A 19,800-nucleotide genomic window follows, 5' to 3' on the forward strand; every position below is an offset into this window, starting at 1 on the left:
GCCTCACATATGGCTTAAAGAGATCTTCTTTTTAGATAGGAATGTAACGAAATCTCCTGGGCTTGGCGCTAAGATATTAATTAAGGGTACTATCTGGGCTTCTGAAATTACATTGTCGTCACTTACAAAGTCTGAGCTGAATTTTATCGCGAATTTTTTTCCGGTTATTTCCATTAGTGTTACTTTTATCAGGGGTCTATTTGCGTTGTACTCATTGAGTGCGTCTAAAATGTTTCCCTTTGTGGTTTCTTTTTTTAGAGTGTACCTGAATAATAGATTGAATCTATTTAGTGTAAATAGAGGGCTCGTAATCTGGGTTCCGAAAAATTTCATTTCGGCGAAGTCAAAGCCGAACTCGTAGTAGGAAATGTCCTCCGCCGAGCGATCGGTTTCACGCTCGTGGAAGTTGGTTACATTTTCGATTCCTGAAATTACATTGTAAAGATTTCTTTCATTCATGGTGTCAGATTCAATCCTTGGATGCGTTGGTGTAGAAAATTGAAATGCAAGCTCTGGTCTTTTAGATATCTATCTAGTCTTTTTTGTTAGGCTCTAGAGTCCAAAAACGATTCTTCCTTAATTTTTTGCGTTTGACTATGCCTAGGGTCCATGTTTTCAAAGGCGGATTGGAATAAAAGTGGTACAGGATCTGCGTTGTTGGCTTGGAGGCTAGGGAAATCGAGGGGTTTAGCGTAGGTATGTCCAATTCATCATCGGAGGGACGGACAGTGCTTCAAGAAGAACGATGTGCTCTCTGCGTTGGTGACAATATTTGGATCGTTTAGCGTGCTCGTTGAGACCTTCCAGCAGAAAAAGCCGCGTCTGTTTAAATGAAGTCTCTTGCTGCAGTCGTAAGCCTACACCACCTTGCTCTTCCCCCTACACCTAAGACAGAATCCCCCGGCTTGTGCCTCTAGCCCGCAGGTTCTATCGTCCCTACGTCACTGAAAACCAGTGATCGGGTTTGGTAGCCCGTCTCCGTCAGAAGCACAAGACTACTGTCTTGCGAGGGCGTTTCTCGTCTTCGTTTTATGGTGGTCATGCGCGGGGCGTCTTCGGATGCGCCGGGGTTCCTGACGACCGGTCTACCAACCTGCGTATGGCCTCCACCCTTCGTTTGGTAGCGAGAGTGATGGCTCCTTTTCGTTTATCCGTCAGGAGTTACACCATGTTCAAACCAACACCGAATCCACCAGAAACCGATCCCGCATCCCCCTACGATTCCCTCAACCCCAAAAAACTCCACGAAGCCGCCGAGCGCGCCCTCGATCACTACCTCCTTCCCGCCGGCCACATCATGGCCAGCGTCAACGAGCCCGAGCGCATGTACCTCGCCAACCCAAAGTACGACTCGGAATCCCTATTGGCCAATGCCAGTGAAACGCTGAGTTCTGCCTCGGAAATGCTCAACAACTTTGCCGCAGTACTCGATCCCTCGCACCGCAAAACCGCGTTGGGCATCGCGCAGGTGGTGATGTTGGGGGAGTTGGCGGTGAATCAGGCGTTGGATAACGTTGAGGTGAAGGCGTAAAGCTTTTCCCGCCATGGGCAGGTGAAATGCTCTTTCACTGATAACAAAAAGCCGTCACTTCCAGGTGACGGCTTTCACTCGCAGATCTAACCAAACTGCCTCGCCGACTCAACCGCAGATTTCGGCTTCCTCAACCGCGTCAACTGGTAAGCAATGCCCAACCAAACAAACCACCCCGGCATCACCATCAGTGCAATCCGCGTATCAGGCCGCAACGCCAGCAATCCCAGCACAAACCCCAAAAACGCCAACGAAAACCAAGCCATCGGCACGCCGCCGGGCATCTTGTAAGCCGACTTCGCATGCAGATCCGGACGTTTTTTGCGGTAGGCGATGTAAGACGCAAGGATGGTCGACCAGGTGAAGATCACCAGAATCGCCGACACGGTGGAGACGATGGTGAATGCGGTCATGACTTCCGGCACGATGAACAGCACCAGCACGCCGACCAGCATCAACAGCGTGGTGAACGCCAGGCTCAGCAGCGGCACGCTGTTGCTCGACAGTCGGCGGAATAGGCCGGGGGCGTTGTCTTGATTGGCCAGCCCGAACAGCATGCGGCTCGAGGAGAACACGCCGCTGTTGGCCGAGGAGGCCGCCGAGGTCAGGACCACGAAGTTGACGATGCCGGCGGCTGCGGGAAACCCGGCGACGAGGAACAGTTCGACAAAGGGGCTTTTGACCGGAGAGACCTGTTGCCAGGAGGTCACGGCAATAATGCAGGTCAGTGCCAGCACATAGAACAGGATGATCCGCAGCGGAATCGAGTTGATTGCCTTGGGCAGAGTCCTCTCCGGCGAGCGGGTTTCGGCGGCGGCGGTGCCGATCAGTTCGGTGCCGGCGAAGGAGAAGATCGCCATTTGAAATCCGGCGAAGAAGCCGAACAAGCCGTTGGGGAACGCTGCCTGTTTGTCCACCAGGTGACTCAGGGACGCGGTGACGCCGCTGGGCGAGACGAACGAGCTGGCAATCAGCACGGTGCTGACGCCGATCAGGGTGACGACGGCAATGATCTTGATGATCGCGAACCAGAATTCCACTTCACCGAACAGCCTGACGGTCAGCACGTTGAGGGCGAACAGGGTTGCCAGCATGCCCACGGCGGGTATCCACGCCGGTACGTCGGGGAACCAGTACTGGAAGAATCCGCCGACCACGACGGCGTCGCCGATCACCGCCACGCTCCAGCTCAGCCAGTACGACCAGCCGAGGAAGAACGCCGCGCGCGGGCCGAGGTAGGCGCCGGCGAAGTCGGCGAAGGTTTTGAAGTTGAGGTTGGACAGGAGCATTTCGCCCATGGCGCGCATGACGAAAAACACGAACAGACCGATGATCATGTAGATGAGGATGATCGACGTCCCGGAGAGCGCGATGATCTTTCCGGAGCCCATGAACAGGCCGGTACCGATGGCGCCGCCAATGGCCATTAACTGGATGTGACGATTGCTGAGCGTGCGCTGCAGCGCGGGCTGTTCTGGCAGCCCGGAAGGGGTCGATTTCATTGCAAAACCTCTTGATTTTATGTTTTTGAGTTTTGGCAGAAAGTAGGTGTCGAGCATTCTTGTTAGAGGTGCAGCGGCTAATCACAAGGTGAATCGCCCCCCTGTGGCTTGGGGGCGGTCATGACCGATCAACTGACGGTGCGCAGACGCGAGGTTTTGGCCGGTTGCGGATCGAGCAGTTGAAAGAGGTTTTTGATGTTGGCCGGCGTCGGCACCAGGTGGATGCGCTGGCCGATTTGCTGTGCCTGAGCCAGGTCTTTCAGGTAGCGCAGTGAGGAAAAGTCTTCCAGGGCAAAACCCACCGAATCGAACACCGTCACCTGCGCATCGTTTTGGCGTCCGGCGACTTCGCCCTGCACAATCCGGAAAAACTCGATCACCGGGGAATCGGCTTCCAGTTGCTGAATGTCGCCTTCAATGCGCGTTTGCGGCTCGAACTCGACGATGACCCGGGCGTTGCGCAGGATGTCGGCGTGCAGTTCGGTTTTACCCGGGCAGTCACCGCCGACCGCATTGATGTGCATGCCGGGCTCGATCATTTCGGGTGTCAGAATGGTTGCGTAGGCTTTGTCGGCGGTGACCGTGGTGACGATGTCCGCGCCCTTGACCGCTTCCTTCACCGAGCTGGCCAGAATCACGTCGATGTCCGGAAACGCCGCTAGGTTGTGTTTCAACTTGAGCGAAGCGTCGCGATCAATATCGAAAATGCGGATTTCGTTGATGCCCAACATTTCATGGAAGGCCAGCGCCTGAAATTCACTTTGCGCACCGTTGCCGATGAGGGCCATCGAAGTCGAACCCGGACGAGCCAGCGATTGCGCCACCAGCGCGGAAGTTGCGGCGGTGCGCACGGCGGTGGTCAAGGTCAGTTCGCTGAGCAGCGTCGGATAGCCACTCTGCACATCCGCCAGAAGCCCGAAGGCCATGACCGTCAGCAAATTCTGCTGGCCGTTGTTCGGGTGGCCGTTGACGTATTTGAACGAGTACTGCTGGCCGTCGTCGGTGGGCATCAACTCGATCACGCCGTCGGTGGAGTGATTAGCCGTGCGCGGCGATTTATCAAACTGCGCCCAGCGTGCGTAATCCGCTTCGATGTAGCCGGCCATTTCGCGGATGGCGTGGCGGATACCGACTTGGGTGAACAGGCGTGCAGCATCATCGACATCAATAAAAAGCGTCATGGTCTTATTCTCCGATCCGGTCATTGAAAGGTTGTAGAGCTGCGGGCGGCTCAGCTGCGTTTGCTCTCGAAACCGTGCAGCACGTTGACGGCATTGATGCCGATTTCATCGACCATGTAGCCGCCCTCCATGACGAACAGGGTCGGGCAGCCGACGCTGGCGATCAGTTCACCGATGCCGATGAAGTCCTCGCTTTCCAGCAGGAAGTGGCTGATGGGATCGTCCTTGAACGTGTCGACACCGAGGGAAATCACCAGCACTTCAGGGGCGAACTGCTGGAGTTTTTTGCAGGCGTGGAGCAGGGCGTTGCGATAGCTCTCCCACGTGGTGTTTTTCGGCAATGGATAGTTGAGGTTGTAACCCTCGCCGACACCCGCGCCGACTTCGTGGCTGTAACCCGAAAAGTACGGATAGGACACCGCCGGTTCACCGTGCAACGACACAAACATGACGTCGCTGCGCTGGTAAAAAATGTTCTGCGTGCCGTTGCCGTGGTGGAAGTCGACGTCCAGCACCGCGACGCGTTTGGCGCCCTGGGTGATGGCTTGTTGCGCGGCAATCGCGGCGTTGTTGAGGTAGCAATAACCACCCATGTATTCGCGCGCGGCGTGATGGCCGGGTGGACGGCACAGGGCGAAGGCACTGTCGTGGCCTTCATCAAGCAGGGCCAAGCCAGTGAGGGCGATATCGGCGCTGGTTTTCACCGCTTGCCAGGTCGTTGCAGTGATCGGTGAGCCGGCATCCATGGCATAGAAGCCGAGCTTGCCGTCGATGAACGTCGGCACCTCTTCGCCGGCCAGATCGCGCACCGGCCATACCAGCGGCAAGGCATCGTGAGTGCGACCCGTTGCGCACCATTCAGTCCAGGCATGTTCCAGAAAACTGACGTAGCGCTCGCTGTGTGCATTGACGTAGCACGAGCGATCAAACGCGCGCGGTTCGACGATCTGCCCGAGGCCGACCTGTTTGACGCGGTTGTGCACGGTGTCGGCGCGACTCGGTTGTTCGAACGACGGTTTGAGCACGCCGTCTTTCAATTCGGTGCCGTGGTGCAAACGATGGGAATCACTGAAAACTGTAAACATTCTGCGCATCCGTTATTGTTAGCCAGTGCAAATATTCTGTTCCGGCTTGGCTGCGCTTTCTTTGCTTTGTGTTCGTGATTCAGTCGATTATTCGGGCGTTTTTACTCAGGAATGGCGTCGTGCAGAAAAAAATATCCAAACGCATCAGTCTCGACGAGACCGACCTGGCGATTCTTGAGTTATTGCAGGAAGACGCGAGTATTTCCAACGCTGAACTCAGTGAACGGCTGTCGCTGAGCCTTACGCCGTGCTGGCGGCGGCGCAAACGCATGGAGGAGGCCGGGGTCATCAAGGGCTATCAGGCCAACCTTGATCGGCGGATGCTCGGGCTGGATATCATGGCGTTCGTGCACATTCGTTTTTCCACCCATGCTGACCACGCACCGGACGCTTTCGAGGCGGTGATTGCGCAATTGCCGCAGGTGGTGGCCTGCCACAAGATCACCGGCGATGCCGATTATGTGTTGCAGGTGTTGGCCGAGGATCTTGATAGCTACAGCGACTTCATCGAGCAGGTGCTCAGGCGTCAGGTGGGGATTGCCTCTATTCAGTCCAGCCTGGCGTTGCGTGAGGTCAAGACCAGTAGCCGGATTGCGATTCCCAAACCGGGAAAAGATTGAACGGGCAGGCGATGCTGAACCGCTGCTGTCGATCAGCAAAGTTTCATCTTGCCGCGTGCGAAGCAGGCCTAGTCTGCTGAGACAAGATCGTCGCTGTTCATCCCGAGGGGAATCGTGCCATGAGCGCCAATGTCGTCAAAGTGCTGTTGATTGCTGCTGCAGTATCGGTGTTGAGTGCCTGTTCCGGAGCGGGTGGTTTGACCACTACCAGTTGTTTCTCCAGCGACTGTCAGTCGCCGGAGGGGCGCAATGCCAATACGTTGAGGTTCGGTGGCAACAGTATCGGCAGCAGTCTCAATCAGTACAGCTCCGGGATGTTGCATGATGACTGAATGGAAAGGGCGCCCCGGGGGCGCCCTTTTTACGTTTCGATGCCTTCTCAGGCAGTGCTTGCAGAAAGCCTATATGCCTTATAGGCAAGAGGATGAGCGCGGCACATTGCTCTGGCCGGTTCTTTTGTAAACAGTGCCGGCAAATGTTCCGTATGACTTCTCGGGGGAGACTGGAATGGTCGTGACTGCAGTGTAGAGACCAGAGTGTTCAATCGCGTTGGCAATGATGTCCGAGCCGGGAAAGTCAGTTCTGGTAGTCGTCATGACGATATCCGGAGGACAGGCCGCCAGTGCGTTTTTGAAAGCTGATTCATCCAGTCCGTACTTTATGACCATCGCGCTCAAGTGACTGGATTCGTAGCTGGAAGGCAGTAATCCCGTGAGGGGAAAGAGTGAAAACATGAAGCCGCTGATACCCAGTGTTCCGTGAGCAGGCGCGACCTTGGCGATGGCATCGGCGGCTAACAGATAGTTGGATTGAGCAATGGCCTCTGGACGCCAGGTGTTGCTGGTGAAACCCCGCAGATTTTCTTTATTGGCTGCGAAGGCGTTCAGCAACGGCGGAACTTTGCTCTGGAGCAAGGTTGCGCATACTGCGATAAGCGCTGCCACTGCTGCTGCTTTTACAGCCTTGGAGTGAGGGCTGACCAGTTGCTCCCACGACAGCGCGCAAAGGCCGGCCAGTCCTGGCAGGCAAACACTGAAGTGATAAGGGAAGCCGATTTTTGACAGGGGCTCCAGCAGCGGTACGGTAGCGACGCTTATCCAGAACAACAGGCGTTTCAGAACATCAAATCGGCGATTGTAAATAATGTGGCCAAGCAGTCCGGCGACGGCCAGGCCAGTCATCCACAGTGCAATGACACTTTGCTTCGCCGCGAGCGTACCGTTTGCGATGAGCAGTGACGTTATTTGATCTTTCATTGAGGTGTAGAAGTCGCCAGCGTTTACATAGCCATCGACGAAAGATTGAAACCCGCCACGTAAAATCAGTGCCGCTGCCGTCAGAACGACGCCTCCCAGAACGACGCCGAACGAAAATCGAAAGAATGTCTTCCAGCCACGAGAAACGAGGACAGACGCGGCCCCCAATACAACAAAGGGTATAAAGGTTTCCCGCAGCAGAATCGACACCGCACCCAATGCACCGATCCACAGCCAGGTTCGAGCGCCTTGTTCAGCGGTGCGAGACCAGAGTAATGCAATGAACAGCGGGATGTATGCCGCGTAAATGCTGTTTTTGAAACCGGACTGGATAAATAGCGGTTGATTCATCGTGAATAGGAAAATGATCGATATCAACGCCGCTGCCAAATGGCTTTGAGATTCTTTTTCGATGATTCTGTAAAAAAGTACACCCGCTGTGATCGCTGCGATCAGATCTGTGATGCGCAGTAAAAAGAAGTGGTTGAAGGGCAGGTCAAATATCCAGGATACAAGCATGGGGTAGAGCATCAATGTGCCGGTATCCGGCAGTCCGGATCCGGAAGCGACGCTGGAAAACATGATCTGTGAAAAATAGGCGAAAACACCCTCATCCGTTGAGGGCAAATCGCCTAACACCATGATGCGGGGAAAACCTACAGCGAATATGACGGCAAGCCAGCAAAGCGCTTGTTGGCCTGGAAGTGTCCAGCGGTTCAGCATGCAAGAATCTCGACTACCCGGTTTTGTTGCTCTTCAGTGATGCCGACCCAGAGAGGCAGGCGTACCAGGCGCTCGGACTGGAAGTCGGTGACTTTCATATCACCATGCACTCGGCCATACCGTTGCCCGGCCGGGGACGAATGCAGCGGGATGTAATGAAAGACGGAGCCGATTTCCTGACTTTTGAACGTATTCAAGACGGTTTGTCGGTCGATGTCTTCCGCCAGCAATACGTAGTACATGTGAGCGTTGTGTTGGCAATCTTCAGGAATGATGGGGCGCCGAAGAATGCCTTTGGCTTCGAGAGGCGCAAGTGCTTCGTGGTATCTGTTCCAGCTTGCCAGGCGCGTTTGGGTGATTCGATCCGCTTCTTCGAGTTGGGCCCAGAGAAACGCGGCAATCAACTCGCCCGGGAGGAAAGAGGAACCCACTTCCTGCCATGTGTATTTATCGACTTCGCCTCTGAAGAAGCGGTTTCGATCCGTTCCCTTTTCTCTGATTATTTCAGCGCGCAGCGCCATTGCGGGATCATTCACGAGCAGGGCGCCGCCTTCCCCGGAAATGACATTTTTCGTTTCATGGAAGCTGTAGGCCCCCAAGTCGCCGATACTTCCCAGCGCCCGACCTTTATAGGTGGCCATTACGCCTTGCGCGGCATCTTCCACAACTTTGAGGTTGTAGCGCCGTGCAAGCGCCATGATGCTGTCCATTTCGCAAGCGACGCCGGCATAGTGCACTGGTACGATGGCTTTGGTTCGAGAGGTGATGGCCGACTCGATCAGGGCTTCATTGATATTGAGTGTGTCTTCACGGATATCGACAAAAACCGGTACGCCACCTCTGAGAACAAAAGCGTTGGCCGTCGACACGAAGGTATAAGAGGGCATGATGATTTCATCGCCCGGCTCGATATCGAGTAACAGTGCCGAAATTTCCAGCGCTGCTGTACATGAGTGAGTCAACAATGCCTTGTTGCAGCCGGTTCTTTCTTCGAGCCAGTTATGGCAGCGCTTGGTGAACGGACCGTCGCCGGCCAGGCGTCCATTGAAGTGGGACTCGGCAATGTAGTAAAGCTCTTTGCCGGTCATGTGTGGCCAATTGAAGGGAATACGCTGAGTCATTTTAATTGTCCGTTGAATCGACGATTACTTGATTAGCCACGTGCAGCCACAATCGTTCCCGCAATAATGAGGGCGACGCCGATTGATTTTTGGAGAGTCATGGGCTCGCTGAGTAGCCAGCCACTGAGCAGCAATACAATAACGAAGTTGAGACTCATGAAAGGATAGGCATGACTGAGCTCAAATTTGGTCATGGCCGCCATCCATGCGAGCGATGCCAAAAAACCTGCAAAGAAGCCGGAAATAATGAGCGGGTCAAGAAACAAGTAAAACAGAAACTTTAACTTGGCAATTGGATCCGCTGGTAGCGCACCATATTTGCCAATCCGCCATTTAAGGATGAGTTGTCCGTAAACAGTGAATAAAATGGTCGCCAAAATATAGGTGTAGTCGAACAGGCGAGCCATTAGTGTCTCTCCAGAATGGCAAGACCAAAGCCGGTTTTGCCATATCCGTTTCCGTTGTAGAGCATGTATCTGTTGCCTTTATGATCAAACACGAACGGGTATTCGATCATTTCCGAATCCCAGCCTTGCGCAGAAACACCAATACCTGTTTCCTCCAGTGCCAGCCTCCACTGATTGCCTGCATCGGTGGTTGCATAGCCGATCCGGTAACTTTCTCCGGCGCCGCTGCGGTAGGAGAACCACATCTCCAGGCCGCCCAGTGGGTTTTTGGCAACAGTGGGACGTGAGAAAGCCTGGGCCACATTGATTTCGAACGGCACTGCAAGCCCGGTCCGTTGCCAGCGCTCGCCATCGATGGAGTGTGCCGAGTTGATGACATGGACCATTTCACCGTTCCCGGCATCCCAGGTCCGGGTCGAGCCATACCACATGTCATAACCGCCGCGACCATCGTCTTCCACCCACGGGTAGGACAGGCTGACAGGGTCGTGTGCGTCGGCGCTCATGAAGGGGGTCTGGCTGGCGAGTGTCAGGGTGCTGGCATCGGCACTGACCACCAGACGCCCGATGTCACCTCTCCAGTGCTGGTCACTTGGCGCTTGCCATCCCATGAAAAGCATATAGCGCACACCGTTCACGGTGTAGCAGTTACCGATACTGACACCGTCAGCAAAAAAACTGCCTTGTGGACCGTGTTCAAAAAATGGCTGCGGATGTTCCTTGATGATTTTGCGTTGCTCGATATCAATGTCTACCGCACCCACGGAAGAGCGGTTGGTGCAATCTCGGCTACTGAAAAAGACCCGAAAGACGTCATCGTATAAATGTACGGGCAACGGATTGGCCGCATGAGAGGTCAGTTTGGGATGGCGGGGTTCACCCTCGACCGTAAATAACTGGCCGAGTTTTTTCCAGGTCGACTTCATAGCTTTCTCAGTTTGCTGCTTGGAACTCTGGAGCGTTCAGTGGCGGTCCCTATGTATACGCCTTCCGGTTCGGCGTCCGACAGCAGCAAAGTCCCGGCACCGACCACGCATTTGGCTTCTATCGTTATATGGTCGCGCAGGGTGGCGTTGACGCCGATAAAGCATTGTTCACCGATATTGACTCCGCCGGAAATCACGACATGAGAAGCGATGAACGTATGATCCTGGATCGTGGAGTGATGGCCGATGTGATTGCCGCTCCACAAAGTGACATTGTTGCCGATGGTCACAAAAGGCTGAATGGTATTGTCTTCGAGTATGAAGCAGTTGTCGCCGATTCGACCTTCATTCAATACCGTGGCGTGACTGCTGATATAGCTGGCCAAGGTATAGCCCAAGTGTCGAGCCGCCAGGTATTTTTCCTTTCTTACAGCATTGAGCTTTGAATAACTCAAGGCAATGAAGATCTGGTGACTGTCGACCGGGTATTGCTGGTTGATGGTCTCGAACGGCACAACCGGTAATCCGCAAAAAACGGTCTCGTCGATATAATCGCTGTCTACGGTAAACGCGACAACTTCATAATCGGAGTCGGTGCTGAAGTAAAAATGTGCCAGCTGTGCAATATCGCCGGAGCCAAAGATTACCAGTTTCGTTTTCATCCGGTCTTCCTCACCAAAATAGTGAACTCGTACAATCCGTAATCATGCAACAGGGCGACCTGTCGCGAGTAACGACGTTTGCACAGATCGAATATCAGGCAAGGATCGGCGTAGTACAAATCCGGGCGCTTTTTTTCTTCATCCGAGTAAGAAGTCAGGCAGTTGAAAGAAAAGCCCAGCCGACTGCTCCTGTCCAGCGTATCAAGGGTGTCTTCCAGATAAGCCAGCCATTCCTCATCGGAACGACCGAGGCGAACATTGAAGATGCCGCTGGCAACGCTGTAGTCCGAAACACTGTCGGGCGACGAGGCGCAAATGAATCGTGTCTCGGTGCAGCCCGAATAGCGTTGGTTCGCCGACGCTACCATTTCCTGAGAAACATCCACGCCCAGGTAGTTGAACGTCCGGGCAGTGCTTTTCAGATAGTCGACCAGCGCGCCATATCCGCAGCCAAGGTCACACACAGAAAATGCCTGCGTACTGTCGATGATTTTGCAAAGTTGCTCAAATCGCAGGGATTGGCCTTGCTCGCCGTTCCAGTCAACACCCCGCGGCGTGTCGCCATGCAAGGCGAGTTTCTCCGAGTAGTAGCTTGCTACTTCTCCCAGCAGAGTTGTTTTATCGCTTTGCATAAATCTTTCTCACAAGAGTGGCAACGGCGCTGGCACGGGAATGGAATTCTTCTGAATGCAAAGCCGATTGGTAGAGAGTCGCTACAATGGAGAGCTTCATTGAGTGACATACCTCATTTTTGTGCAAGACTCTTTTCCGCAGTTGAAAAGCAGGTCAAGTATCGTAACGCCGTGTGTGAACTCACCCCACAACTGTGGATATTCCGGATAGCCTGCATAATCGAACCAGGACAGTTTGATATCCATGTCTTCGAAAACCTTGGGTTCGAGATAATCTTTTGCCGCCGGGCCAGAGATGTACTCGCTACCGCCTGCTTGCGCGCATAGATTTGCAAGGCGTTCTGACTTGCCCTCGGACAATGTGTAGTCCCAAGAGTGACGAATAACGGTCTTTATATTGAGATATTCGCAAACGGCCTGAATGAAGCGGTAGTTAAGTTCTGAAAGGTGTGTGTAATTGTTTTCCAGGTAGAGAGGCTCAAGCCATTGGGCAATTTCCTGAAAAAAAGGCGCGCGGCTATAGTTTTGCACCAACGCCTTCCAGTGTGCGGCCGCCCAGTCACTACCGTCGATTTCGGTCTCTCTGATTTTCTGGTGATACTTGCCTTTGACCAGTACCGGTACAGTGAGCCATTGCGTGCCTTGAGGAGTTTTGATCTGGTTGCGATTTCTCCAGTCGCGCCGAGTATATTGCATGTCGTCATACAGGATGAACTCATCCACTGCAGCGATCATGTCAAAATACCCTTTCCACGGTATGTAGTTGGATTGAAGTATCGCGACTTTTTTCAAGTACTTGTCCTTTGCGGCGGTAAATCTTGATTAAATAACTCTAACTTGTAGTAATAACGAATTTTTAATCTTTTGCTTGCAAGAATATTATTCATCCTTGAAACAACTACTTCGTCATTTTTTGTTGCATCTTAAGCTGCGGGGGGCTGACAGTCACTCTTTTCGTGTGATTTTTGCCCATTCGGGACTCGCCCGAAAAGGGCGGCGAGCCCCGATCAAGGCTGACGGGCCGGATGGGCGCTAACGCAAACGCTGCTTTATTGCGCAGGCGCCACGGCCAGCCATTGTTCAAGCACGTGCTGGTATTGACCGGTCACCTTGCTCAAGTGCAGCCATTGATCGACATACAGTTTCCAACTGATGTCATCGCGCGGCAGCAGATAGGCCTTCTCGCCATATTGCATGTACTGATGCGGATTCACCGCGCACAAGCCCGGTTTGAGTTTCTGCTGATACAGCGCTTCCGAGGCGTCGGTGATCATTACGTCGGCCTTGTTGTCGAGCAGTTGCTGGAAGATCGTCACGTTGTCGTGCAGGGCCAGTTGCGCTTTGGGCAGGAAGGCGTGGACGAAGGCTTCGTTGGTGCCGCCGGCAGGTTCGACCAAGCGCACGTTGGGCTGGTTGATCTGCTCGACCGTCTGGTATTTGGACTGATCGGCACAACGCACCAGCGGAATCTTGCCGTCGGTGTCGAGGGTGTTGCTGAAGTAGGCTTTTTTCTGCCTTTCGAGGGTCACCGAAATGCCACCCATGCCGATGTCGCACTTGCCGGCCTGCATGTCCGGCATCAGGGTTTTCCAGGTGGTTTGCACCCATTCGACTTTGACGCCAAGGCTGTCGGCCAGCGAGCGGGCCATGGCGATGTCGATGCCTTCGAAATCGCCGTCGGGGCGTTTGAAGGTGTAGGGCTTGTAGTCGCCGGTGGTGCAGACGCGCAACTGGCCTTGTTGCTGGATGCTGTCGAGGTGCGAAGGGGTTTGCTCGGCATGGGCGCCGGCGGCCAGGGTCAGCAGGCCGCAGAGGATCATCGTGCTTTTTAGTGTTGTCATTGCGATCGGGGCTTCTGAGAAGGACGGTGGCCCAGTGTAGTGAAAGGCTTTCCCGGGTGTCACCCTGCTTCCGGGCTTAACGTGCCTAGCCACGCCACCAGCGCCACGATCAGCAATGCGATTGCCAGTTCAACGACAACGCTGCGTCTTAGCGCATTTGCCGCGATGACATAGTGTCCATTGCGCAATGCTTGCGCCAACGCCGGACCAAGGTGAAAGCGGTTCAACGCCGCCAACACCAACATCCCGGCAAACAGTAAAACCTTGATCGCGAGCAGCACCCCGTAGGTGCCGAGCAAGACTTCATCCAGCCTCGGGCCGACGATGAACAGATAATTCACCACGCCGGTAATCGACAGCGTCAGCACAATCACTGCACCGATCCACTCAAAGCGCCGAACCGCTAACGCCAGCGAACGAATGCGAGCTTCATCGACCGGCCCCCGCGCCATCAACACCAGCGCCAGCATCGCACCCAGCCACGCGCCCGCCGCGAGCAGGTGCAGAATGTCGCTGAGAAAATGCCAGAACCGCAGTGCTCCTTCGTCCATCGCCCCGTGCCCGCTCCAGGCCAAAGAGGCGAGGGCGACGGCGCCAGCCATCGATGCGAGCCACACGCCCGGCCTGATCAACAGCACGATCAGCGCGATCATCCGCACTGCCCACGCCAGCCCGACGTCGGTTTCCAGCAGCATCATTTGCAGGTGTGGCCATAGCGCCGCGAGCGCGGTTTCGCCACTCATGGCGCGGGTCATCAGCACCAATCCTGCCACTGACAACAACGCCCCGATCAATGCCATCCCGCGCAGCACCGGCCGAAACCGCAGCAGCGTCCCAGCGCCGTACAGCGCAAACAACGCCAGCCCGAACAACAGCAGCAAATCCACATACAACGCAAACCGCAGCACGATGTTGATCAGTTCAGCCATCGCTCACTTCACTTTGAACGTGACGTTGCCGGTGATCGGGTGCGTGTCGCTAGACACCGCGCGCCATTGGACTTGATAAGTACCGGCGGGCAGCGGCGCGAGCGGGGTGATCAGCATGCTTTTCGGGTCGCTGCCGGCGCTGACTTTGGCTTTCATTGGCATCGGCGAATGGGCCATGCCGGGCATTTCGGTCATGACCAGTTTGGCGCCGGAGAATTTTGTCAGCAGGTTCTCGGAAAAATGCAGTTCGATCTTGCCGGGCGCGGCGCCGTCGGCACCTTCGGCCGGGGTCGAAGAGAGCAGTTTCGGGTGGGCCTGGGCGAGGCTGCTCAGGAACAAGCCGCTGGCGAGTACAAGGCTGATTTTCAAGGTGTGCATGCAAGAGCTCCGGGTTGTTTTTTATGGAATTCAGAACCACATCCGCACACCAAGCACGAGGCGCGCTTCGCTGCGATCCTCGCCTTCGTCGCGGGCGTAATCGGCGGTGTTGCCGTAGGTGCGGTTCCAGGTCACGCCGATGTAGGGCGCAAATTCGCGGCGGATTTCATAGCGCAAACGCAGGCCGGCTTCAGTGTTGCCAAGGCCGGACCCGATGCCGCGCTGCGCATCGTTCTTGCCGTAGACGTTGACTTCGACGGTGGGTTGCAGGATCAGGCGATTGGTCAGCAGGATGTCGTAGTCACCCTCCAATCGCAGCGCGCTCTGGCCGCCTTCGCCGATGAACGCAGTGGCCTCGGCCTCGAAGTTGTACAGCGCCATGCCCTGCACACCGAACGCGGCCCAAGTCTGCGGCGCGCCGGGTTTGAAGTCCTGACGCACGCCGCTGACCACATCCCACCACGGCGATATCGCATGGCCCCAGAGCGCCTGAATCTCGGCGTCTTCGGTCTTGCCGTTGCTGCGTTCACCTTCGGAGCGCAGCCACAGACGATCGATGTCGCCACCGATCCAGCCGGACAGATCCCAGGCCAAGGCGCTGCCGTCATCGGCGTCCTGCCATTCGAGTTTGTCGGCGAGGAAGTAGCTGTTGATCGCGCTGTCATGGACCTGATGGCCGCCGGGGCTGGTGAACACAGCTGTACGGTCGGCATCGGTCAGTGGCGGGATCGGCGTGCGGCTTTCGGTCGGCGCGGCGGGCTGCATCATGCCGTCGGCCATACTTTGCATCGCGGAATGATCCATGCCGGACATCTGGCTGTGATCCATGCCCGGCATGTCGTTGGCGGCCATCGCCGAACTGCCGATCAGCAACAAAGAAAACGCTGTGAGTCGAGTCATCATCGGCCCCCTCATTCTTCTACCCGCACTTCGCGGAACATGCCCATTTCCATGTGGTACAGCAGGTGGCAGTGATAGGCCCAGCGGCCGAGTGCGTCGGCGGTGACGCGGTAGGTGCGGCGCGTGCCGGGCGGCATGTCGATGGTGTGTTTGCGTACCTGGAAGTCGCCGTTTTCGTCTTCCAGATCGCTCCACATGCCGTGCAGATGAATGGGGTGGGTCATCATCGTGTCGTTGACCAGCACCAGGCGGATGCGCTCGCCGTACATCAGGCGCAAAGGTTCGGCGTCGGAGAATTTGATGCCGTTGAACGACCAGGCGAACTTCTCCATGTGGCCGGTCAGGTGCAGTTCGACCGTGCGGCTCGGGTCGCGGCCATCCGGGTCTTCGAAGGTGCTGCGCAGGTCGGCGTAGGTGAGCACGCGGCGGCCGTTGTTGCGCAGACCGAGGCCGGGATCGTCGAGTTTTGGTGCGGTGGTCATGGCTTGCATGTCCACCAGAGGATTGTCTTTTTCGCTGTCGGGATGGGATTGCATCGGCCCCATCGTCGAGTGATCCATGGTGCTCATGTCCATTGAACCGTGATCCATGCCGCCCATGCCCATGTCGTCCATGGTCACCAGTGGGCGCGGGTCCAGACCCGGTACGGGCGCAGATAACCCGGCGCGAGTGGCGAGGGTGCCACGGGCAAAACCGGTACGATCCATAGCCTGGGCAAACAGGGTGTACGCCTCGGCGTCCGGCTCAACGATGACGTCGTAAGTCTCGGCCACGGCGATGCGCAGTTCATCGACGCTGACCGGTTTGACGTGCAAGCCGTCCGCCGCAACTACGGTCATTTTCAATCCGGGAATGCGCACGTCGAAGTAGGTCATGGCCGAGCCATTGATCAGGCGCAGACGCAGTTTTTCCCCGGGGCGAAACAGGCCGGTCCAGTTGTTGTCCGGCGCGTGGCCATTCATGAGGAAGGTGTAAGTGGCGCCACTGACGTCGGCAATGTCGGTGGGATTCATTTTCATCTCTGCCCACATCTTGCGATCGGCAACGGTGGCGCCCCAGCCTTTTTCGCTGACGTCATTGATGAAATCGCCAACGGTGCGTTTGTCGAAGTTGTAGTAGTCGGACTGTTTTTTCAGGGTTTTCATCAGGCTGGTCGGGCCTTCGTCGCTCCAGTCGCTGAGCATCACCACGAACTCGCGGTCGTACTGGAACGGCTCCGGTTCCCTGGCGTCGATCACCAGCGGCCCGTAGACGCCGGCCTGTTCCTGCAAGCCGGAATGGCTGTGATACCAGTAGGTGCCGTTCTGCCGCACCTTGAATTGATAGACGTACACGCCACCCGGTTCGATGCCGTGAAAACTCAGGCCGGGTACGCCGTCCATGTTCGCCGGCAGCAGAATGCCGTGCCAGTGAATCGAGGTGCTGGCGCTGAGTCGGTTGCGCACCCGCAGCGTCACCGTATCGCCCTCGCGCCAGCGCAGCAGCGGGCCGGGCAGGCTGCCGTTGATGGTCATCGCCGTGCGTGGGCTGCCGGTGAAGTTGACCGGAGTTTCGCCGATGAACAGCTCGAAGTCGCTGCCGCTCAGTTCATGCAATTGACCGGGCGCATTCAGCGCCCAGACCGGCGTGCGCCACAGACCGAGGCCACCGAGCAGGCTGCCGGCGGCGAAGCCTTTGACGAAGGTGCGTCGTGATGGGTTGGAAGGCATGCGCTGGAAATCCCCGTTTGACTCATGACGGGGAGGCTAACCAGCGCCAGCTTTCAGTTGGCTGAGGCGGAGATTACAGTTTTGACAGGTTTAACGCGGCAAACGTCCCGAGATCCATGCACATTCCACCCTCGGACTTCCAGTTGGAAGTGCTCGCTTTGGCTTTGTGTAACAGCGGTAGCCATTCGTGCAGCGCTCCCAGGTTGTTTTTGTAACCTGGAATATGACTGGCGCTCACATACTGCATGAACTCGGGTTGCCCGGCAGCCGAGTAAAAGACGGGTTCATTGGCACCGTCCTCTTCAGCAAAACAGAACTGCTCCCCATCGTGATAGAAGCTGATGAAGTGTGCATGCTGCGGGATATCGCTCCAGCTCTCCCAGCCAAATGCCGGTTGCCCCAGTTCCTTCGACTTTTGCGCCAGAGCCTTTTTGCCTTTGGTGGACATATCGTGAATGTCGACAGTAACGAACCAGCGTTCCGACTCAAAAGCTTCAGGGTCTTTCATGGCCGCCGCGATCAGCGAGTCAGGCTGGGTGTCTTGCACTTGCCGGAATTTTTGCCGAGCTGTCCAGGCCGCTTCGATTTTTTTGAAGCAGGCACTGTCGACATCGATGGCCTCCGACTCAGACCAGCGTTCAGCGAACCAGCGTTTTGCGTCCTGTATCGCTACGGTATCGTCCGTCAGGATGCCGAGTTCAATCCAGTGATTGGCTGCCTGACCCTCAATGCCCAAGCCATTGGCTGACGCATTGGCGCTCCCTGCGATCAGTTCGTTTTCGCCAATATAAGCCTTGGCATGGAGTCGGGGGAGGCTGCGAATCTTCGCTGGATGCAGTTGCAGCAGATGTCTTACCACTGCGGGGTTGGTTGCCCCGGCGGACAGATCAAGCAGAATACGGACGTCCCCCTGGCGTTGATCAAGACCCAGTTCCGAAATGGCGCCTTCGCCCCAAAAGGCTACGGCAATATCCAGTGAACCTTTGACTTCGCGCGCCCATTGAGCGAGTTGTTGCTGGTTTTGAATCAATCGTGTCATCAGTACAACTCTGAGAGGGTTAAAAGAAATTCTGCCGGAGTTGTTGACCCTAGAGGCCAAGCCCTTCCTGCACTACCTGCAACAAGTTGTTCTCGGTCAGCGCAATCGCATCCAGCTCCTGACCGGTTTCGACGGTTTGCAACCACCAGTGGCTCTCATGGTGTTCATCGACGGTGCGCAGCAGATAGGTGTTCCTGTCTTCCAGGGTGATTTGCACCCGGCCGGCGCCATCCTCGGTAAATCGTGCGATGGGATCAAATGTCAGGCTTCGATCATTGGCCTCGATCACCAGTTGGTCGATGGCGTAATCGTGAGGCTCACCATCGGGTGAGGTTTCGCAAACGTGGGTCGGATTGCGGCGAATCTTCAACCCAACCTCGGTGACCGGCTGCAGCCACGCCTCGATGCGGTGGTACAAGTCGTACACCTGCGCCGGCCAGCAATCGATCTCCAGCGCGGCATCCGCGTGGGTGTGCCGGGTTTGCTTGAGTTTGGCGGCGAGTTCGTCTGCTTTACTCATTTCGGATCCCTTGGTTTGATGTCTGCCTGTTAATCGTAGACCTTTCAACGGCGTACGGCGTTGCCTTGCGTCATGCGCTTGCAACACAAGCGTGTCGAAATCAGCGCTGGCCAAGTCTGGTCAGGATTGAAAACCACGGACGCAGGCGTCCCAAGGAGCGGGTAGATGAAAAAGCTGTTTACAATTTTGGCAGTGATTGCGCTGACGGCCGGTAGCATCGGTTTGAGTTCGGCGCGCCAATCGCAGGCGAGCAAGGCCCAGGCGGAATCGGTGGCGGGGGTGTTCGATTACTACCTGCTGGCGTTGTCCTGGTCGCCGACCTTTTGTTTGACGCACAAAGATGACTCGCAGTGCACGGGCAAGGGCTACGGCTTCGTGCTGCACGGTTTGTGGCCGCAATACGCCAAGGGTGGCTGGCCGGAATCCTGCCCGCCGCTGACCACGCTGAACGCGGCGCAAACCAGCCAGGGCCTGACGCTGTTCCCGACCAAAAAACTGCTCGACCACGAATGGGCCAAGCACGGCACCTGCAGCGGCCTCGGCGCGATGGGTTATCTGGATGAAGCGGACAAAGCCGTAGCGGCGGTGAAAATCCCCGATGAACTGCAACCGTTCAGCAGTTCCTATTACTTCGAAGCGCAGGAAATTGCTGACCTGTTCCGCAAGGCCAACCCGGGGATTCCGGCGGATGGCATCGCGGTCATTTGCAGCGGCCCGGAACTGTCGGAAGTGCGCGTGTGCATGGGCAAGGATTTGCAGTTCGGTGCGTGTGGCAAAGGTGTGAAAACCCAGTGCCGGGCGGGGGATATCCGGGTGCCGCCGTCGCGCTAAGCTGAGC

Annotated in this window: 22 protein-coding genes; 4 read left to right on the forward strand and 18 right to left on the reverse strand. The window is 56.0% G+C overall.

The features are described 5' to 3' along the window. Positions 1-3: 3 nt before the first annotated feature. Entirely contained in the window at positions 4-459 is a 456-nt protein-coding gene (locus tag ACOYXJ_RS19175) for a hypothetical protein (protein WP_460371003.1), read from the reverse strand. 709 nt (positions 460-1,168) lie between these two features. Between ACOYXJ_RS19175 and ACOYXJ_RS19180 the strand changes: the two genes are divergently transcribed. Next, entirely contained in the window at positions 1,169-1,531 is a 363-nt protein-coding gene (locus ACOYXJ_RS19180; protein WP_460371005.1) for a DUF6124 family protein, read from the forward strand. Between the two features lie 86 nt (positions 1,532-1,617). Here ACOYXJ_RS19180 and ACOYXJ_RS19185 read toward each other — a convergent pair whose 3' ends face one another. From ACOYXJ_RS19185 to ACOYXJ_RS19195, 3 genes are all read right to left on the reverse strand, one after another. Continuing rightward, positions 1,618-3,033 carry an amino acid permease gene (locus ACOYXJ_RS19185; RefSeq protein WP_460371007.1) on the reverse strand — a complete coding sequence of 472 codons (1,416 nt, stop codon included), beginning with the start codon at positions 3,031-3,033 and terminating at the stop codon, positions 1,618-1,620. 128 nt (positions 3,034-3,161) lie between these two features. Beyond that, positions 3,162-4,214 (reverse strand): ornithine cyclodeaminase, encoded by a 1,053-nt coding sequence (locus ACOYXJ_RS19190; RefSeq protein WP_460371008.1) that lies wholly within the window; start codon positions 4,212-4,214, stop codon positions 3,162-3,164. A gap of 50 nt (positions 4,215-4,264) precedes the next feature. Then, positions 4,265-5,299 (reverse strand): histone deacetylase family protein, encoded by a 1,035-nt coding sequence (locus ACOYXJ_RS19195; protein ID WP_150794841.1) that lies wholly within the window; start codon positions 5,297-5,299, stop codon positions 4,265-4,267. 119 nt (positions 5,300-5,418) lie between these two features. Between ACOYXJ_RS19195 and ACOYXJ_RS19200 the strand changes: the two genes are divergently transcribed. Further along, positions 5,419-5,919: an Lrp/AsnC family transcriptional regulator gene (locus tag ACOYXJ_RS19200; RefSeq protein ID WP_460371010.1), complete on the forward strand. Its 501-nt coding sequence runs from the start codon at positions 5,419-5,421 to the stop codon at positions 5,917-5,919. 119 nt (positions 5,920-6,038) lie between these two features. Beyond that, positions 6,039-6,251 carry a hypothetical protein gene (locus tag ACOYXJ_RS19205; RefSeq protein WP_460371012.1) on the forward strand — a complete coding sequence of 71 codons (213 nt, stop codon included), beginning with the start codon at positions 6,039-6,041 and terminating at the stop codon, positions 6,249-6,251. 78 nt (positions 6,252-6,329) lie between these two features. On the opposite strand, the gene ACOYXJ_RS19210 is transcribed toward ACOYXJ_RS19205, so the two are convergent. The 14 genes from ACOYXJ_RS19210 to ACOYXJ_RS19275 all read right to left on the reverse strand — a co-directional run bounded on the left by ACOYXJ_RS19210 (position 6,330) and on the right by ACOYXJ_RS19275 (position 18,962). Further along, on the reverse strand, positions 6,330-7,898 hold the full coding sequence (locus ACOYXJ_RS19210) for a hypothetical protein (RefSeq protein ID WP_186615816.1): 1,569 nt from the start codon (positions 7,896-7,898) through the stop codon (positions 6,330-6,332). Beyond that, on the reverse strand, positions 7,892-9,019 hold the full coding sequence (rffA, locus tag ACOYXJ_RS19215) for a dTDP-4-amino-4,6-dideoxygalactose transaminase (protein ID WP_150794844.1): 1,128 nt from the start codon (positions 9,017-9,019) through the stop codon (positions 7,892-7,894). Before rffA ends, ACOYXJ_RS19210 begins: the two co-directional genes overlap by 7 nt. Before the next feature lie 32 nt (positions 9,020-9,051). Beyond that, entirely contained in the window at positions 9,052-9,426 is a 375-nt protein-coding gene (locus ACOYXJ_RS19220; RefSeq protein ID WP_110720593.1) for an EamA family transporter, read from the reverse strand. Beyond that, on the reverse strand, positions 9,426-10,352 hold the full coding sequence (locus ACOYXJ_RS19225; protein ID WP_460371015.1) for a glycoside hydrolase family protein: 927 nt from the start codon (positions 10,350-10,352) through the stop codon (positions 9,426-9,428). Before ACOYXJ_RS19225 ends, ACOYXJ_RS19220 begins: the two co-directional genes overlap by 1 nt. Next, entirely contained in the window at positions 10,349-11,014 is a 666-nt protein-coding gene (locus ACOYXJ_RS19230) for an acetyltransferase (protein WP_460371017.1), read from the reverse strand. The genes ACOYXJ_RS19225 and ACOYXJ_RS19230 overlap by 4 nt, the downstream gene beginning before the upstream one ends. Further along, positions 11,011-11,646, reverse strand: a complete 636-nt coding sequence (locus ACOYXJ_RS19235) for a class I SAM-dependent methyltransferase (protein WP_102902326.1) — start codon at positions 11,644-11,646, stop codon at positions 11,011-11,013. The genes ACOYXJ_RS19230 and ACOYXJ_RS19235 overlap by 4 nt, the downstream gene beginning before the upstream one ends. A gap of 96 nt (positions 11,647-11,742) precedes the next feature. After that, positions 11,743-12,438, reverse strand: coding sequence for a WbqC family protein (locus ACOYXJ_RS19240; RefSeq protein WP_460371019.1), 696 nt, complete (start codon positions 12,436-12,438; stop codon positions 11,743-11,745). A 257-nt stretch (positions 12,439-12,695) separates the two neighbouring features. After that, positions 12,696-13,487, reverse strand: coding sequence for a transporter substrate-binding domain-containing protein (locus ACOYXJ_RS19245; RefSeq protein ID WP_460371021.1), 792 nt, complete (start codon positions 13,485-13,487; stop codon positions 12,696-12,698). Between the two features lie 59 nt (positions 13,488-13,546). Then, entirely contained in the window at positions 13,547-14,416 is an 870-nt protein-coding gene (gene copD, locus ACOYXJ_RS19250) for a copper homeostasis membrane protein CopD (protein WP_460371023.1), read from the reverse strand. A gap of 3 nt (positions 14,417-14,419) precedes the next feature. Beyond that, positions 14,420-14,794, reverse strand: a complete 375-nt coding sequence (gene copC / locus ACOYXJ_RS19255; RefSeq protein ID WP_150794849.1) for a copper homeostasis periplasmic binding protein CopC — start codon at positions 14,792-14,794, stop codon at positions 14,420-14,422. A gap of 30 nt (positions 14,795-14,824) precedes the next feature. Beyond that, on the reverse strand, positions 14,825-15,694 hold the full coding sequence (locus ACOYXJ_RS19260) for a copper resistance protein B (protein WP_460371025.1): 870 nt from the start codon (positions 15,692-15,694) through the stop codon (positions 14,825-14,827). Between the two features lie 11 nt (positions 15,695-15,705). After that, positions 15,706-17,403, reverse strand: a complete 1,698-nt coding sequence (locus tag ACOYXJ_RS19265) for a copper resistance system multicopper oxidase (RefSeq protein WP_460371027.1) — start codon at positions 17,401-17,403, stop codon at positions 15,706-15,708. A 73-nt stretch (positions 17,404-17,476) separates the two neighbouring features. Next, a complete protein-coding gene (locus tag ACOYXJ_RS19270; protein WP_460371029.1) occupies positions 17,477-18,442 on the reverse strand; it encodes a phospholipase D family protein in 966 nt (321 codons plus the stop codon). Positions 18,443-18,491: 49 nt separating this feature from the next. Beyond that, the gene (locus ACOYXJ_RS19275; protein ID WP_095121097.1) at positions 18,492-18,962 is read right to left on the reverse strand and encodes a hypothetical protein; all 471 of its coding nucleotides are present in this window, start codon (positions 18,960-18,962) and stop codon (positions 18,492-18,494) included. 165 nt (positions 18,963-19,127) lie between these two features. Here ACOYXJ_RS19275 and ACOYXJ_RS19280 point away from each other — a divergent pair, with 165 nt between their 5' ends. Then, positions 19,128-19,793: a ribonuclease T2 gene (locus ACOYXJ_RS19280; RefSeq protein WP_460371031.1), complete on the forward strand. Its 666-nt coding sequence runs from the start codon at positions 19,128-19,130 to the stop codon at positions 19,791-19,793. Positions 19,794-19,800: the final 7 nt, after the last annotated feature.

Source organism: Pseudomonas sp. Tul2A7, from assembly GCF_054790505.1.